15 protein-coding genes are annotated in these 15,520 nt (G+C 69.6%); 6 read left to right on the forward strand and 9 right to left on the reverse strand.

Annotated elements, in window-relative coordinates:
- Positions 1-30 precede the first annotated feature (30 nt).
- Genes AC07ZS_RS09765 through AC07ZS_RS09790 form a run of 6 tightly spaced genes read right to left on the reverse strand, consistent with a single transcriptional unit; the run spans position 31 to position 6,449 of the window.
- A complete protein-coding gene (locus tag AC07ZS_RS09765) occupies positions 31-1,005 on the reverse strand; it encodes a Bug family tripartite tricarboxylate transporter substrate binding protein (RefSeq protein WP_494798401.1) in 975 nt (324 codons plus the stop codon).
- A 28-nt stretch (positions 1,006-1,033) separates the two neighbouring features.
- Positions 1,034-2,023 carry a zinc-binding dehydrogenase gene (locus AC07ZS_RS09770; RefSeq protein ID WP_494798402.1) on the reverse strand — a complete coding sequence of 330 codons (990 nt, stop codon included), beginning with the start codon at positions 2,021-2,023 and terminating at the stop codon, positions 1,034-1,036.
- Positions 2,024-2,042: 19 nt separating this feature from the next.
- Positions 2,043-2,852, reverse strand: a complete 810-nt coding sequence (locus AC07ZS_RS09775) for an enoyl-CoA hydratase (protein WP_494798403.1) — start codon at positions 2,850-2,852, stop codon at positions 2,043-2,045.
- Positions 2,852-4,042 (reverse strand): CaiB/BaiF CoA transferase family protein, encoded by a 1,191-nt coding sequence (locus tag AC07ZS_RS09780; protein ID WP_494798404.1) that lies wholly within the window; start codon positions 4,040-4,042, stop codon positions 2,852-2,854. The genes AC07ZS_RS09775 and AC07ZS_RS09780 overlap by 1 nt, the downstream gene beginning before the upstream one ends.
- A 16-nt stretch (positions 4,043-4,058) precedes the next feature.
- Positions 4,059-5,429, reverse strand: coding sequence for an MmgE/PrpD family protein (locus AC07ZS_RS09785; RefSeq protein WP_494798405.1), 1,371 nt, complete (start codon positions 5,427-5,429; stop codon positions 4,059-4,061).
- 51 nt (positions 5,430-5,480) lie between these two features.
- Complete coding sequence (locus tag AC07ZS_RS09790; RefSeq protein ID WP_494798406.1) at positions 5,481-6,449, reverse strand: Bug family tripartite tricarboxylate transporter substrate binding protein; 969 nt, start codon at positions 6,447-6,449, stop codon at positions 5,481-5,483.
- Between the two features lie 108 nt (positions 6,450-6,557).
- Here AC07ZS_RS09790 and AC07ZS_RS09795 point away from each other — a divergent pair, with 108 nt between their 5' ends.
- On the forward strand, positions 6,558-7,475 hold the full coding sequence (locus AC07ZS_RS09795) for a LysR family transcriptional regulator (RefSeq protein WP_494798407.1): 918 nt from the start codon (positions 6,558-6,560) through the stop codon (positions 7,473-7,475).
- Here AC07ZS_RS09795 and AC07ZS_RS09800 read toward each other — a convergent pair.
- From AC07ZS_RS09800 to AC07ZS_RS09810, 3 genes are read right to left on the reverse strand one after another with little or no spacing between them, the layout of a single operon-like run.
- The gene (locus tag AC07ZS_RS09800) at positions 7,472-8,257 is read right to left on the reverse strand and encodes a carbon-nitrogen hydrolase family protein (protein ID WP_494798408.1); all 786 of its coding nucleotides are present in this window, start codon (positions 8,255-8,257) and stop codon (positions 7,472-7,474) included. The two genes, AC07ZS_RS09795 and AC07ZS_RS09800, sit on opposite strands and share 4 nt — an antisense overlap.
- 14 nt (positions 8,258-8,271) lie before the next feature.
- Positions 8,272-9,960, reverse strand: a complete 1,689-nt coding sequence (locus AC07ZS_RS09805; protein ID WP_494798409.1) for a flavin monoamine oxidase family protein — start codon at positions 9,958-9,960, stop codon at positions 8,272-8,274.
- Positions 9,961-9,977: 17 nt separating this feature from the next.
- Positions 9,978-10,607, reverse strand: a complete 630-nt coding sequence (locus AC07ZS_RS09810) for a LysE/ArgO family amino acid transporter (protein WP_494798410.1) — start codon at positions 10,605-10,607, stop codon at positions 9,978-9,980.
- Between the two features lie 112 nt (positions 10,608-10,719).
- On the opposite strand from AC07ZS_RS09810, the gene AC07ZS_RS09815 reads away from it, so the two are divergent.
- From AC07ZS_RS09815 to lptA, 5 genes are all read left to right on the forward strand, one after another.
- Positions 10,720-11,637: an HTH-type transcriptional regulator ArgP gene (locus AC07ZS_RS09815; RefSeq protein WP_494798411.1), complete on the forward strand. Its 918-nt coding sequence runs from the start codon at positions 10,720-10,722 to the stop codon at positions 11,635-11,637.
- Between the two features lie 12 nt (positions 11,638-11,649).
- Complete coding sequence (gene argS / locus AC07ZS_RS09820; RefSeq protein WP_494798412.1) at positions 11,650-13,323, forward strand: arginine--tRNA ligase; 1,674 nt, start codon at positions 11,650-11,652, stop codon at positions 13,321-13,323.
- Between the two features lie 14 nt (positions 13,324-13,337).
- Positions 13,338-14,033 carry an SPOR domain-containing protein gene (locus AC07ZS_RS09825; RefSeq protein WP_494798413.1) on the forward strand — a complete coding sequence of 232 codons (696 nt, stop codon included), beginning with the start codon at positions 13,338-13,340 and terminating at the stop codon, positions 14,031-14,033.
- Positions 14,034-14,106: 73 nt separating this feature from the next.
- Positions 14,107-14,757 (forward strand): thiol:disulfide interchange protein DsbA/DsbL, encoded by a 651-nt coding sequence (locus AC07ZS_RS09830; protein ID WP_494798414.1) that lies wholly within the window; start codon positions 14,107-14,109, stop codon positions 14,755-14,757.
- A gap of 109 nt (positions 14,758-14,866) precedes the next feature.
- On the forward strand, positions 14,867-15,502 hold the full coding sequence (lptA, locus tag AC07ZS_RS09835; RefSeq protein WP_494798415.1) for a lipopolysaccharide transport periplasmic protein LptA: 636 nt from the start codon (positions 14,867-14,869) through the stop codon (positions 15,500-15,502).
- The last annotated feature ends 18 nt before the right edge of the window (positions 15,503-15,520 follow it).

Here is a 15,520-nt window from a genome sequence, read left to right on the forward strand (position 1 = left end):
CACCGTGGCGCGGGCCACGGCGACGGCCCGTCAGTCGACCTTCACGTTGGCGGTCTTGACCAGGTTGACCCAGAACTTGCCGTCTTCCACCAGAAAACCGGCGAACTGCTCGGGCGAGCCGGAGAGCGAGACCTCGGTGCCCTCGCGCTCCAGCGCGGCCTTCACCGAAGGCTGTTGCATGGCGGTGCGCACGGCGTCGTGGATGGTCTTCACGATGGCCGGCGGCGTGCCCACGGGCGCGAACATGCCGTACCAGAACTCCAGGTTGTACTCGGGCAGGCCGGCCTCGCGCATGCCGGGCATGTCGGGCACCAGCGGCGAGCGCTCGCGCGTGCTGACGGCGATGGCGCGCAGCTTGCCCGCGTTGGCCTGCGGCAGCACCGAGGGCGAGGTGCCGAAGGTGAGCTGGGTCTCGCCGGCCATCACCGAGGTGATGGCGAAGGAGCCGCCCCGGTAGGGCACGTGCGTCATCTCGGTGTTCGTCAGCAGGCTGAAGAGCGCGGCGCCCAGGTGCGGCGCCGAGCCGTTGCCCGAGGTGGAGTAGTTGAGCTTGCCCGGGTCTTTCCTGGCCGCCGCGATCAGGTCGGGCACGGTGCGGATGCTGCTGCTCGGGTTGACCGCCAGCACCAGCGGCGAGGTGGTCATCTTGCCCACGGGCAGCAGGTCGCTGGGCTTGTAGGTCAGCTTGGGGTTGAGCGCGGGGTTGACCGAGATGGCGCTGGGGCTGGCGATCAGCAGGGTGTAGCCGTCGGGTGCGGCCTTGGCCACGATGTCGGCCGCGATGCTGGAGCCGTTGCCCGGCTTGTTGTCGATCAGCACGGTCTGGCCCAGGGCCTTGCTGAAGGACTCGCTCATGGCGCGCGCCACGTAGTCGGCTGCGCCGCCCGGTGCGAAGCCGATCACGATGCGGATGGGCTTGTTCGGGTAGGGCGCGGGCTGCGCCCAGCCCAGGGAGGTCAGGGTGCCCAGCGCGAGCGCCAGGATGAATGGTTTGCGGTGCTTCACGGGGTTGTCTCCTCTTGCGGGTGGTTTTTCAGGTCGCGTCCGCCGGCATGCGCAGGACGATCTTTCCGATGTGCGCGCCGGCTTCCATGCGCGCCTTGGCTTGCTCGAGTTGCGAGAAATCCATCACCCGGTCGATGCGCGGCTGGATGCGGCCGGCGGCGATGAGGGGCATGACCTCGGCCACGAAACGCGGCAGTGCGGCCGCCCGCTGTTCCTTGGTGCGCAATTTGTTGGAGACACCGAACAGCGTGAGGCGCTTGGCGTGCAGGGCTTCGAGGTCGATCTCGGCGCGCACCACACCGTCCACATAGCCCACGGTGGCCAGGCGCCCCTCGAAGGCGAGCGCGCGCAGGCTCTCGGCGAACACCGTGCCGCCCACCGTGTTGATGACCAGGTTCACGCCTTGCTGGTTCGTCGCCTTGAGCACGGCGGGCGCGAAGTCCGCCGCACGGGTGTGCAGCGCCACGTCCAGGCCCAGTGGCTGCAGCGCCGCGAGCTTGTCGGCCGAACCCGAGGTGCCGATGACGCGCGCGCCCAGGGCCTTGGCCAGCTGCAGCGAGGCCACGCCCACGCCGGAGGACACGCCGTTGATGAGCAGCCACTCGCCCGCCTTGAGGCGGCCCTGAAGCACCAGCATGTCGAACGCGACCAGGAAGGTCAGCGGCACGCTGGCGGCCTGTTCCCAGCCCAGCGCCGCCGGCACGGGCATGGCTTCGATCTCTTCCATCAGCGCGTACTCGGAGAAGGCACCCGGGCAGCGGCCCATCACGCGGTCGCCGGGCTGGAAGCCGGTGACCCCGGCGCCGACAGCGACGACCTCGCCCGCACCCTCGCCGCCGATGGCCTTCCAGGTGCCCGGTGCGCCGTGCAGGCCGTGACCGAGCAGGAACTCGCCCCGGTTCAGCGCGGCCGCGCGCAGGCGCACCAGCAGCTGTCGCGCGCCGGGCGTGGGCACCGGGGTTTCGCGCAGGGCGAGCTCGGTGGCGGTGTCGGTCATCTGCATCCAGTAGGACTGCATGGTGTTTTCCTGGTTCGGCTCAGCGGCCGGTGAACACGGGTTTGCGCTTCTGCATGAAGGCTGTGCGGCCTTCGGTGTAGTCGGCGCTCTCGAAGCAGCCGCGGATGAGCGAGGCGCACAGCGCGCTGTCGAGTTCGGGCGAGGGTTTGAGGATTTCGCGCGTGATCGCCTTGCCTGCCATCACGGTCAGCGGCGCGTTCTCGGCGATGCTGCCGGCGTACTCGGCCAGCAGCACGGGCAGGGCCTCGGGCTCGCAGACGCGCGAGACCAGTCCGAGCGATGTCGCTTCGGCGGCGTCGATGCGCCGGGCGGTGAAGAACAGATCTTTGGCCGCGCCCGGACCGATCAGATCCACCAGGTTCTTCATCGCGGAGTAGCGGTAGCCCAGGCCCAGGCGCGCGGCCGGAATGGAGAACACCGAGTCGCTGGCGGCGATGCGGATGTCGCAGCTGATCGCGACGTTCACGCCGCCGCCGATGCAGTAGCCCCGGATGCAGGCCAGCGTGGGCTTGGGGAAGTCGTGGATGCCCATCAACGTGGTCTCGGCCATCTTCTCGTAGTAGGCGACGGCCTCGCGCGCGGCGCGCATGTCCTCGAACTGCGTGATGTCGGCGCCCGAGACGAAGGCCTTGTCGCCCGCGCCGGAGAACACGACCAGGCGCACGCGGTCGTCGCCGCGGGCCAGGTCGAGCAGCGGTGGCACGGCCTCCCACATGTCGACCGAGAGCGCGTTGTGGCGCGCCGGGTTGTTGAAGCGGATGTGCAGCGTGCGCCCATCCAGCCAGGTCTGCACGCGCTCGGTGGCGGTGGTGTAAGCGGGGTGATCCATCAATAGACTCCGGCGGCTTTCATGCGGGCCAGGTCGTTGGGCCCGAGGCCCAGTTCGGCCAGGATTTCTTCGGTGTGTTCGCCCCGGCGCGGTGCCGCGCGGGCGATGGTGCTGGGCGTGCGCTCCAGCTGCATGGGCTGGCCCACCAGGCGCTGCGGTCCCTGCCACTTCGACACCACGTCCTTGACCATGCCCAGGTGCTGCACCTGCGGCTCTTTCAGCGCTTCCTGCATGTTGCTGATCAGGCCGCAAGCCACGCCGCCGTCGTTGAGTTGCGCGATCCAGTGGCTGCGGTCGTGCTCGGCCAGGCGGCGGTTGATCTCGGCGTTGAGCGTGTCGCGGTTCACCGAGCGCGAGGGCTTGTCGTGGTAACGCTCGTCGGTGATCCATTCGGGCGCGCCGAGGATGTGGCAGAAGCGTTCCCAGATCTTGGAGCCGAACACCGCGATGTTCATGTAGCCGTCGCGCGCCTTGTAGACGCCGGTGGGGATGCTGGTGGGGTGGAAGTTGCCCGCCTGCGTGGCGACCTCGCCGTCGATCAGGTAGCGCGAGGTCTGGAAGTCCAGCATGTAGACCATGGATTCCAGCAGCGAGGTGTGCAGGAACTGGCCCTGGCCCGAGGCTTCGCGCTCCAGCAGCGCGACCAGGATGCCCTGCGCGGCGAAGATGCCGGCGCAGAGGTCGGCGATCGGAATGCCCACGCGCATCGGCCCATCGCCCGGTGTGCCGGTGACGGACATCAGCCCGCCCATGCCCTGCGCGATCTGGTCGAACCCGGGGCGCGAGGCGAGCGGGCCGGTCTGGCCGAAACCCGAGATGCTGGCGTAGACCAGGCCGGGGTTGCTCGCGGCCAGCGAGGCGTAGTCGATGCCCAGGCGGAACTTCACGTCGGGCCGGAAGTTCTCGACCACCACGTCCGCGCCGTCGATCAGGCGCTTGAGGGTGGCGATGCCTTCGTCCGTCTTGAGGTTGAGCGTGATCGAGCGCTTGTTGCGGTGCGTGTACTGGTAGTCGGAGCCGTCCTGGCCGCCGAGCGTGTCGTCGCCGCGCATGCTCTCGGGCATCTGCACCTGAACCACGTCGGCGCCCCAGTCGGCCAGCTGGCGGCAGGCGGTGGGGCCGGCGCGCACCTGGGTCAGATCGATGACACGGAAGCGCTGCAGCGCAGCGGAGGCGGGGAGGTGGGGCATGGTGCGCCTCGCTCGGTCAGGGGCGGCACAGCGCGGTGAGCGCGCGCACGTCCGGCAGCGAAGCGAGCGAGCCGCAGGCGGCGGTGATGTCGCGCGCCTTGGCTTCGCCCAGCACGGGCACCACGAGGGCCTGGAATTTCGCCTCCAGCTGCGCGTCCGACAGCGGGTTGCGCAGGGAGCCGATGGCGTCTTCCACGCGCACCTCCACGCGCCGGCCGTCCCGCAGGACGGCGGTCACGTGCACCGCGGCTTCGGCGATGGTGTCGTCCACCGTGGCCTGCACCTTGTCGCGCAGGGCCACCACCTGCGGGTCGTTGACGACCGCGTCGGAAAACTCTTCCTCGCCCGCGCGCCCGTGGATCAGGCCGACCGCGCAGCCGTGGTACACGCTGAACTTGCCCTGCAGGCCGTCTTTCGGTTCCTTCTTGCCGGTGAGTTCCAGCACCAGCGAGTGCACGCGCAGCTCGATGTGCTTCACCTGATCCGGCGTCACGCCCTGCCCGCGCAGTTGCACGCAGGCGTCGATGCTGGGGTGGATGACGATGCCGCAGGCGAAGGGCTTGTAGGTGTTGAACGAGATCTCGAAGCGTTCACCAAGTTCGTCCGTCGCTTCGTGCCAGGCGCGTTTGTCCGAGGCCACCTGCACGAAGCCGCGCGGCGCCTCCAGCGCGCGCGGGCTGGCGGTGAAGCCCTGGCTGGCCAGCAGCGCCGACATGAGGCCGGCGCGCGCCGCGCCGCCGGGGTGGAAGGGCTTGGTCATGGTGCCGAACTGCTCGCGCAGGCCGACCGGCTGCGAAGCCGCGATGCCGATGGCCATGGCGGTCTGCGCCTCGCTCAGCTTGAGCAGGCGCGCACAACCGGCCGCGGCGCCCAGCATGCCGGTGGAGCCGGTGATGTGCCAGCCGCGGTCGTAGTGGTCGGGGTACATCACGTTGCCGATGCGGCAGGCCACGTCGATGCCCAGCACCAGGGCGTCGAGCACCTCGCGCCCGCTGCTGCCCCGGTGTTCGGCCAGGGCCAGCACGGCCGAGGCCACCGGGCCGGCGGGGTGGATGATGGTTTTGAGGTGCGTGTCGTCGAAGTCGAAGGTGTGCGAGGTGATGCCGTTGACCAGCGCCGCGCTGGCCATGTCCACCCGCTCGCCGCGCCCGAGCACGCTGGCCTGCGGCGCGGGCTGCAGCAGTTGCACGGCGGCCACGGCGGCGTCCGCCGCTTCGTGTTGCGCCGCGCCGATGGCGCAACCCAGCCAGTTGTAGAAAGTGCGGTGGGCTTCGCGCTCCACGGCGTCGCTCCACCCGCGCGTGGGATGGCCGGCGACGAAGCGGGCGAGCAGGGCGGTGATGGGCGGGGCCGTGAGATCGGCGGGGACTTGGGTGTTGCGGGTCACGGGTTCGGGCTGCTGAAGTTGGAGAAAAAGGAACAGGGAAGACGTCGGGCGTCACTCGTCCAGGCGGATGTTTCGGGCCTTGGCCAGCGCGGTCCAGCGCGTGACGTCGGCCTTGATGTACTGGCCGAACTGCTCGGGCGTCATCGGCCAGGGCTCCACCGCTTCGCCCGCGAGCTTCTCGGCCAGCTCGGGCGCCTTGAGCACCGCGACCTGCGTTTCATTGAGGCGGCGCACGATGTCGGGCGGCATGCCGGCGGGGCCGACCACGCCATACCACTGCATGGCGTCGAAGCCCTTGAAGCCGACCTCTTCCATGGTCGGCACGTCTTTCAGTTGGGGGCTGCGCTGCTTGCCCGTCACGGCCAGCGCGCGCATGCGGCCCGAGCGCAGGTGCGGCAGGGCCGCGGCCAGGCCGGGGAAGACGGCCTGGGTCTGGCCGCCGAGCAGGTCGTTCATGGCGGGCGCCACGCCCCGGTAGGGGATGTGCAGCAGGAACATGCCCGTTTCCTGCTTGAGCAGCTCCATCGTGAGGTGGGTGAGCGAGCCCTGGCCGGCCGAGCCGTAGCTGAGCTTGCCGGGCTGGCGCTTCACGTAGTCGATGAACTCCTGGATGTCCTTGACCGGCACGCTGCTGTTGACCACCAGCACGTTGGGTGTGGCGCCGATCATGCCGATGGGGGTGAAGTCGGTGACGGCGTCGTAGCTGACGCGGCGCGTGGCGGGCGTGGTGCCGTGGGTGGCGACGTAGCCCTGCAGCAGGGTGTAGCCGTCGGCCGGTGCGCGGGCGGTGAGCTGGCAGGCCACCACGCCGCCGCCGCCGCTCTGGTTGTCCACGACGAAGTTCTGGTTGAGCAGCTTGCCCCAGCGCTCGGTGACCACGCGGGCGATCATGTCGCTGCCGCCGCCGGCCGCCACCGGGACGATGTAGCGCATGGAGCGCGCGGGGTAGGACTGGGCCAGGGCGAGCTGCGGCAGGGCCAGGGTGGCCCCCGCTGCCTGCAAGAGGTGGCGGCGTTGCATGGTGCTTGTCTCCTTCTTTGTGGGCGCATGTTGACAGTGAGGCAACCTGCTGTAAATTGCATCTTTCTGAGGCCTTGATGCATTGCTTGCAAGAATGAGAGACACCCCATGAGCACGCTCAAACCCACCTTGGCGGACCTGCGCGCCTTTGTCACCGTGGGTGAATTGCAGAGTTTTGCGGCCGCGGCCAAGGCCCTGCACCTGTCGCAGCCGGCGCTCTCGCGCCGCATCTCGCACCTGGAGGGCCTGCTGGACGTGCGCCTGTTCGACCGCACCACGCGCAGCGTGGAGCTCACCCAGCTAGGACAGCGTTTCCTGGGCCAGGTGCGCAGCGTGATCACCGACCTGGACCGCTCGGTGGTCGACCTTCACGACGTGGCCCACATCGAGGCCGGCGACGTCACGGTGGGCTGCGTGTTCTCCGCCGTGCACCACTTCCTGCCCGGGGTGATCCGCAGTTTTCGCGAACAGCACCCGCACGTGCTGGTGCGCATCATCGAAGAGGGTGCGGACGAGGTGCTCGCCAGCGTGAAGAGCGGCGAGGCGGACTTCGCGCTCAACTACACCGGCATGCAGGACCCGGAAGTCGAGTTCACGCCGCTGCTGAAAGAGGGCTTCGTGCTGGCCTGCCCGGTCGGGCACCCGCTGGCCAAACGCCGCTCGGTGCGCTGGGAGGAGATCGTGGACCACCCCTACGCGCTGGTGTCGCACGCCAGCCGCAACCGCGTGCTGATCGACCAGGCGCTGGCCGAGGTGACGCCGCTGCCCCGGCCGGTGTGCGAGTTCCGCCACATCTCCACGCTGATCGGCTTCGTGGACAACGGACTGGGCGTGGCCATCGTGCCGCAGCTCACGCTGCCGCACCAGCCGGCCTCGGTGGTGGGCGTGCCGCTGGAGCACCCGGTCATCAGCCGCACCATCGGCCTGACGCAGCGCACCGGGCGCAGCCTGTCGCCCGCGGCGGCGGCCTTTGCGCACCTGCTGACGCAAGCCAGCCGCGCCACCGCCCGGCGCAAGACTCGCTAGAAGTCAGTGCGCCGGTCGCGCAACTGCGAGTGCTGCCGCGTTTCGATCAGCGCGCTCCGCGTGAGGGTGGCGACGCGCAGGGCTTCCTCGCGCCCACCCTGGTCCATCACCGCACCGTCCGGCCCGCAGACCGTGCTCAGGCCGCCGTAGGTGGTGTCGCCTTCCTGGCCGCAAGCGTTGGCGTAGGCCACGAACACGCGGTTCTCCAGCGCGCGCGCCGGCAGCAGCACGCGCTGCACCTCGTCGAAGGCGATCATGTTGGCGGTCGGCACGAGGACCGCATCCACACCCTGCAGCGCGAGGCCACGCGCGGGCTCGGGGAATTCGATGTCGTAGCAGATCAGCAGGCCGAGTTGCCAGCCGCGCCAGGCGAAGACGGCAGGAGCCTGCGGTCCGGGGCTGAACTGCGCGCGGTCGACGTCGCCGAACAGATGGGTCTTGCGGTAGTTCGCGAGGCGCTGGCCGTCGGCATCGACGAACTGCACCGCGTTCCAGGGTTTTCCGTCGGCGCGCTGTTCGGGGTAGCCGTAGACGATGGCGATGCCGTGGCGCTGCGCGATGGCGGCCACGGCCTGCGCAAGCGCGCCGTCGGCCGGCTCGGCCAGGGCCGCCACGCCGGCCGCGCCGATCTGGTAGCCGGTGAGCGACATCTCGGGGCACAGCAGCAGCCCGGCGCCCTGGGCGCGCGCCTGCGCGGCGGTGGCGTCGAGCAGCACCAGGGCTTGCGAAGGGCTGCTCGCATAGGGGCACTGCCAGAGCGCGAGGGTGAGGGTGTCGTCCATGGTGTGAACACGTCCTAGTCCGGCAGGGCCATGGGCCCGAGTTCGGCGAACACGTCGCCGGGCCCGGGGTTGTCTGCGTGCGTGCGGCCGCCCAGGTGCTTCACGATGCCCCACACCGCGTTCAGCGAGGTCTGCACCGCGCCCTCGACCCAGGCGGGGGTGAAGGACACGTCGTCGCCCGCGAGGAAGATGCCGCGTTCGGCGGCCGCGAAGCCGTCCTGCATGAAATGGCTGTACATGCGGTGGTTGTAGCGGTAGTGGCCGGGCAGGGCACCCTTGAAGGCACCGAGGAAGTGCGGGTCGGCCTCCCACGAGACGCTGATCGGGTCGCCGATGATGTGGCTGGCGATGTCCACGTCGGGGTAGATCTTCTCCAGGGCCTGCAGCGCAAGCTGCACGCGCTTCTTCGTGCCGTGCGGCAGCATCTTGAGCGCGTCGCCCATCCAGGCGTAGCTCAGGCAGATCACGCCCGGCTGGTCGGGGCCGTTGTCGAACAGGTAGGTGCCGCGCGTGAGCCGGTCGGTGAGGGTCATGCCCATCTGCGGCCAGCCCTTTCTCTCCCCCTCCTCTCGAAGGTCGTTCCAGAACGCCCGGTCCACCATCACGAAGGTCTTGGACGACTGCATGTAGCGCGTTCGGTCCAGCGCCATCCAGTGCTTCTGCGAGAACAGCGCCTCTTCCACCGCGATCTGCGTGGTCAGCAGCCAGCTCTGGCAGGTGGTGAGCACGGCCGGGTAGCTGCGGGTGTTGCCCCAGGTGTCGGTGACGGCGAGTTCGTTGCTCGCCGCGCGCGCGATGGCCGTGACGCCGGGGCGCGGCGCGCCGTGGTGCAGGCTGGCCAGGGTGGTGCCGGCGGGCCAGTGGCGCAGTTCGTTCGCGGCCGGCGCGTGGTGCCACAGGCCCAGCGGCACCTGCTGCACACCGCCCACGATGAGGTGCTGGTTCTCGTCGCAGCCCGTGAGCACCACGCGCAGGATCTCGAGCATGGAGTTGGGGAAGTCGGAGTCCCAGCCGCCGGTGCCGAAGCCGACCTGGCCGAACACCTCGCGGTGCAGGAACGACAGGCGTGAGAAGGCTTTGGAGGTGGCGACGAAGTCGTAGAAGGTGCGGTCGTCCCACAGGGGGACGAGGCGGTTCCACAGGGCCTTGAGCTGGCCCGCGTCGCGCTCGCGCAATGCCTGCTGCAGGCCGGTGAAGCCGGCGCCTTCCTCCAGCGCCTGGGCCCAGGCCGCGGCCACCTCGCTGAACAGCGGCGGCAGGTCGGCCAGGGTGCGGCCCCAGTGCGTCCGGCCTTCGAGGTCGATCACGGTGCAGCCGGCGGCGGGCGTGAGCGGGTTCGGGAAGGGCTGGGTCTTCAGGCCGAGCCGGTTCACGTAGTGGAAGAAGGCGGTGCTCGACGCCGGAAAGCGCATGCCGCCCAGCTCGGCGATCGCGCCCTGGCCGCCCTCGAAGGCCTGCGAGCGCAAGCGCCCGCCCATGCGCGAGGCTTCGTAGACCACGGGCTTGAGACCCAGCTTCATCAGCTCGTAGGCCGCCACCATGCCGGCCATGCCGGCGCCGACGATGGCCACCTCCTGTCCCAATCGCTCGGCGGGCAACTCGCCCAGGCCTTGCGGGTGGGCGATCCAGTCGTCGAAGGCGAACGGAAAGTCGGGTCCGAACAGGGTCACGGGCGCATCGGCGCCGCGCAGTGGCGTTGGCATGGCGGAAACCTCCGGGTTCAGAACAGGCTGGTGAGAAGCCAGCCCGCCGTGCCCCACATCATCAACGCAACCAGGCCATCCAGCACGCGCCAGACGTGCAGCGAGTTGAGCCGGCGGCCGAGCCAGAAGGCGGCCGCGCCCAGGCTGACGAACCAGACCAGCGAGCCGGTGGCCGCGCCCAGGCCGAAGACCGCGCTGCCCTGGCCGTAGGCCAGCGAGGCGGTGCCGATCAGCACGGCGGTGTCGAGCCAGGCGTGCGGGTTCAGGAACGAGAAGGCCAGGGCGGCGAACACCGCCTGGCGCGGCGACACCGGTTCGGCGGCGGGGCTGCCGTCGGCGCTCAAGGGGTTGGCGCGCGGGCGCAGGAAACGCTGGAACGCCTGCCAGCCGTAGACGGCGAGGAACAGCACGCCCGCGCCGATCATCGCGCCGAGCAGCTTGTCCGACAGGCCGCCGAGCTGGGCCAGGCCCAGCACGCCCAGGCCGATGAGCACCACGTCGGCCAGCGCGCAGGTGAGCACGGTGAGCCACAGGTGCTGGCGCTGCAGGCCCATGCGCAGCACGTGGGCGTTCTGCGGGCCGATCGCCATGATCAGCGACATGCTCAGCACCATACCGGCGGTGAAGGTGGGAAAGGCGAGGGTCATGCGAACTCCGGAAACCAGGACGGGTGAATGGCCGGCAGTGTGCGCGCAAAACCGCATCATTTAAATCAAGTTAACTTAAACTCAGATCGATTGAAAATAACTTGAGTGAATGATGCTGGACGCCCGCCAACTCGACGCCCTGGCCGCCGTGGTCGAACACGGCGGCTTCGGCCCGGCCGCGCAGGCCCTCTCGCTCACGCTGGCGGCGGTGTCGCTGCGCATCAAGTCGCTGGAGGACACGCTGGGCCAGCGCCTGCTGGTGCGCGGCAAGCAGGTGCGCGCCACGCCGGCCGGGCAGGCGCTGCTGGCCCATGTGAAGCAGGTGCGGCTGATGGAGGCCGACCTGCTTGACGGCCTGCAGGGTGGGGCGCCGGCCCAGGGCGGCGTGCGCTGGCAGAGCCTGTCGGTGGCCATCAATGCCGATTCGGTGGCCGGCTGGTTCCTGCCCGGGGTGGCCGCGCTGCTGCAGCGCCACCACCTGCTGCTGGACATCATGATCGACGACCAGGACCACACGCACGGCGCGCTCAAGAGCGGCGACGTGATGGGCTGTGTGACCACGCTGTCCACGGCCATGCGCGGCTGCGTGGCCGAGCCGCTGGGCGTGATGCGCTACCACTGCGTGGCCTCGCCGGCCATGGCGCAGCGCTGCCGCACGCCCAGGGGGGCGGTTTCGGTCCACAAGCTGCTGGCGCAGCCGGCCATCATCTTCAACCGCAAGGACGCGCTGCAGGACGCCTTTCTGGAACAGCACTTCGGCCTGCGCCAGCCGCATTACCCGCGCCATTTCGCGCCGGCCGTCGAGGCGTTCGAGACCGCGGTCGAGCTTGGCCTGGGCTGGGGCATGGTGCCCGAACAGCACCTGCACCAGCGTCCGGCCCTGCAGGAGGTGTTGCCCGGCGCCACGGTGGACGTGGTGCTGTACTGGCAACACTGGGCGCACGAATCGCCCACGGCCCAGCGGCTCACGGCGGCGGTGAAGGCGGCCGCGCGGGAACGGCTGCGGCCCCTGGACGCCCCCGCCGCCTAAAATCGCACCCCTATGCTCAAGATCAAACAGGAACTGCTGGCCGGCCTGGCCAGCGCGCTCGACAGCCTCTCGCCCGGTGCCGGCGCCAAGGCGGCATTTGAATCGCCCAAGGTGGCGGCCCATGGCGACTTCGCCAGCACGGCGGCCATGCAGCTGGCCAAGCCGCTCAAGCTCAACCCGCGCCAGCTCGGCGAGAACCTGCGCGAGCTGCTGCTGGCGCAGCCGGTCTACCAGCGCTGGGTGTCGGAGATCGACCTGGCCGGCCCGGGTTTCCTCAACATCCGCCTCAAGCCCGAGGCCAAGCAGCAGATCGTGCGCGAGGTGCTGCAGGGCGGTGACGCGTTTGGCGTGCAGCCGTCCAACGGCCAGCGCCTGATGGTGGAGTTCGTCTCGGCCAACCCGACCGGCCCGCTGCACGTGGGCCACGGCCGCCAGGCCGCGCTGGGTGATGCGATCTGCAACCTCTACGGCACCCAGGGCTGGAGCGTGCACCGCGAGTTCTATTACAACGACGCGGGCGTGCAGATCGGCACCCTGGCCACCTCCACGCAGCTGCGCGCCCAGGGCGTCAAGCCGGGCGATGCGGGCTGGCCCGAGGCCGCCTACAACGGCGACTACATCCAGGACATCGCCAACGACTTCCTCGCGAAACAGACCGTGAAGGCCGACGACCGCGAGTTCACCGCCAGCGGCGATGTGAACGACCTCGACGGCATCCGCCAGTTCGCCGTGGCCTACCTGCGCCACGAGCAGGACCTGGACCTGCAGGCCTTCGCGGTGAAGTTCGACCACTACTACCTGGAGTCCAGCCTGTACACCAGCGGGCGCGTGGCGGCCACGGTGCAGAAGCTGATCGACGCCGGCAAGACCTACGAGCAGGACGGCGCGCTCTGGCTGAAGTCGACCGACTACGGCGACGACAAGGACCGCGTGATGCGCAAGTCCGACGGGTCCTTCACCTACTTCGTGCCCGACGTGGCGTACCACATCGCCAAGTGGGAGCGCGGGTTCAGCAAGGTCATCAACATCCAGGGCACGGACCACCACGGCACCATCGCGCGCGTGCGCGCCGGCCTGCAGGCCGCCGGTGTGGGCATTCCCCAGGGCTACCCCGACTACGTGCTGCACACCATGGTGCGCGTGGTGCGCGGCGGCGAAGAGGTCAAGATCAGCAAGCGCGCGGGCAGCTACGTCACGCTGCGCGACCTGATCGAGTGGACCAGCAAGGACGCGGTGCGCTTCTTCCTGCTCAGCCGCAAGCCCGACACCGAGTACACCTTCGACGTCGATCTCGCGGTGCAGAAGAACAACGACAACCCGGTGTACTACGTGCAGTACGCGCATGCGCGGATCTGCTCCGTGCTGGCTTCGTGGGGCGGCGATGCCGCCTTGCTGGCCGATGCCGACCTGTCCGCGCTGGACAGCGCGCCGGCGCAGGCCCTGATGCTGCTGCTGGCCAAGTACCCGGCGATGCTGAGCGACGCTGCGCGCGACTTCGCGCCGCACGATGTCACCTTCTACCTGCGCGAGCTTGCGGCCAGTTACCACAGTTACTACGACGCCGAGCGCATCCTGGTCGATGATGAGGGAGTGAAAAAGGCCCGACTGGCGCTGGTGAAGGCCACCGCGCAGGTATTGCACAATGGCCTGGCCGTGCTGGGCGTCAGTGCCCCGCAGAAGATGTGATGGTGAAACCAACGATGAAAAAGAAATCCTCCGCCAACCGAAGCAGCTTCGGCGGCACCCTCATGGGTTTCGTCATCGGCCTGCTCGTGGGCCTGGGCGCCGCGCTGGCCGTGGCCGTGTACGTGACGCGCGTGCCGATTCCGTTCGTGGACCGCAACGTGTCGCGCAACCCCGACCAGGACGCGCTCGAAGCCGAGCGCAACAAGGGCTGGAACCCGAACCGGAGCCTGGGGGGCGCCCCCGCCCCGGCCACCCCGGCGCCCGCCGTGCCTGCCGCAGGGGCACCCGGTGCCATCGTGGTGCCGCCGGCCGACGGCCAGGCCCTCCCGCCGGCACCCGCCGCGGGTGCCGCCACCCGGCCGGCCGGCGATCCGCTGGGCGACCTGGTGCAATCGCGCCTGGGGCAGCCTGGCGCTGCCGCACCGGCGCCCGCCGCGCCGGCCGCCACGGCCGCCGCTGCACCCGGGGCCGACCCCTTCACCTACTTCGTGCAGGCTGGCGCCTTCCGCACGCCCGAAGACGCCGAAGCCCAGCGCGCCAAGCTCGCCATGCTGGGCATCGATGCCCAGGTCACCGAGCGCGAGCAGAATGGCCGCACGGTCTATCGCGTGCGCGTGGGTCCCTTCAACCAGAAGGCCCTGGCCGACCTGACGCTGGAGCAGTTGCAGGTCAACCACATCGAATCGGCCCTGGTGCGCGTGCAGCGCTGAGGCCGTTCGCCGGCGGGAACTTTTACCGGCCCGGCCCGCCCCAACCGGGCCTGTTCCCCTGGAGTCCCATTTCATGCAACGTCGCGATTTTTCCCGTTCCCTGCTGGCGGCCGGCACCACCGCCCTGGGCGCCGCCGGTGGCCTCACCCTCACGCCGGCTCTGGCACAGCGCGTGGGCCCCAAGGAAGGCGTGGATTTCATCCGCCTGCCCAAGCTGGCCCCCGTGGACAGCCCGGCGAGCCAGGTCGAGGTGCTGGAGTTCTTCGCCTACAGCTGCATCCACTGCTTCAACTTCGAGCCGATCTTCGAGGAGTGGATCCAGAAGAAGCCGGCCTATGTGACGGTCAAGCGCATGCCGGTCGCCTTCAGCCCGCAGTTCGTGCCCATGCAGCGCCTGTACTTCACGCTGGAAGCCATGAACCTGGTCGACAAGCTGCACGCCAAGGTGTTCCAGGCCTTCCATGGGGAGCGCCTGCCGCTGACCACGCCGCCCGCGATCATCGACTGGGTGGCCAAGCAGGGCGTGGACCGCGCGAAGTTCACCGAGATCTTCGACCTGCCCGCGACCGGCAAGAAGGCGCAGCGCGCCGTGGACCTGCAAGATGCCTACGCGATCGAAGGCACGCCCGCCCTGGGCATCGCCGGCCGCTACTACCTGCCCGGCCAGGGCCCGCGCACCCTGGCCACGGCCAGCGCCCTGATCGCCGAGCTGCGCAAGGCCTGAGGCCCGTTCTGTGCAGTGCACCACGCCCGCCGCGCGCGGGCCTGGTGTCGGGTGGGGGAAGCGGCTGCTCGCCGCTACAATGAATGCAAGTTTCGTGCCCTCAAATCCCATGCCTGTCCTCCCCACTTCCCGCCGCGCCGTTCCCTGGGCCCTCTGCCTGACCGCTGCGCTGTGGTGCGCGGGCACCGCCCACGCCGAAAAAGCCGACCGCAACCTGCCGCTGAACGCCGAGGCCGATGCCCTGCGGCACGACGACGCGCGGCAGACTAGCGTGTTCACCGGCAACGTCGTGATCACCAAGGGCACCATCCTGATCCGCGGCGACCAGGTCGAGGTGCGGCAGGACGCGCAGGGCAACCAGTTCGGTGTCGTGCTCGGCAAGCCGGGCTTCTACCGCCAGAAGCGCGACAACGTGGAAGAGTTCATCGAAGGCACGGGCCAGCGCATCGACTACGACAGCAAGGCCGATACCGTGAAGTTCACCGGCAATGCCGTGCTCAAGCGTTTCAAGGGCACGCAGCTCAACGACGAGACCACGGGCAACGTGATCGTCTACAACAACACCACCGACGTGTTCACCGTGGACGGCGGCGCCGCCAACCGCACGCCGCAGAACCCCACCGGCCGGGTGCGCGCCATGCTCACGCCCGTGCCCAAGGAAGGCGCGACGCCCGCGCGGGCCCCCGCGCCCGCTGCACCGGCCACGCTCAAACCCAGTCCCCAGCTTGAAGAGGGTCGCCAGTGACCGACCCGTCCCCCAGCC

This window comes from Hydrogenophaga sp. GW456-12-10-14-TSB4 (assembly GCF_059424305.1).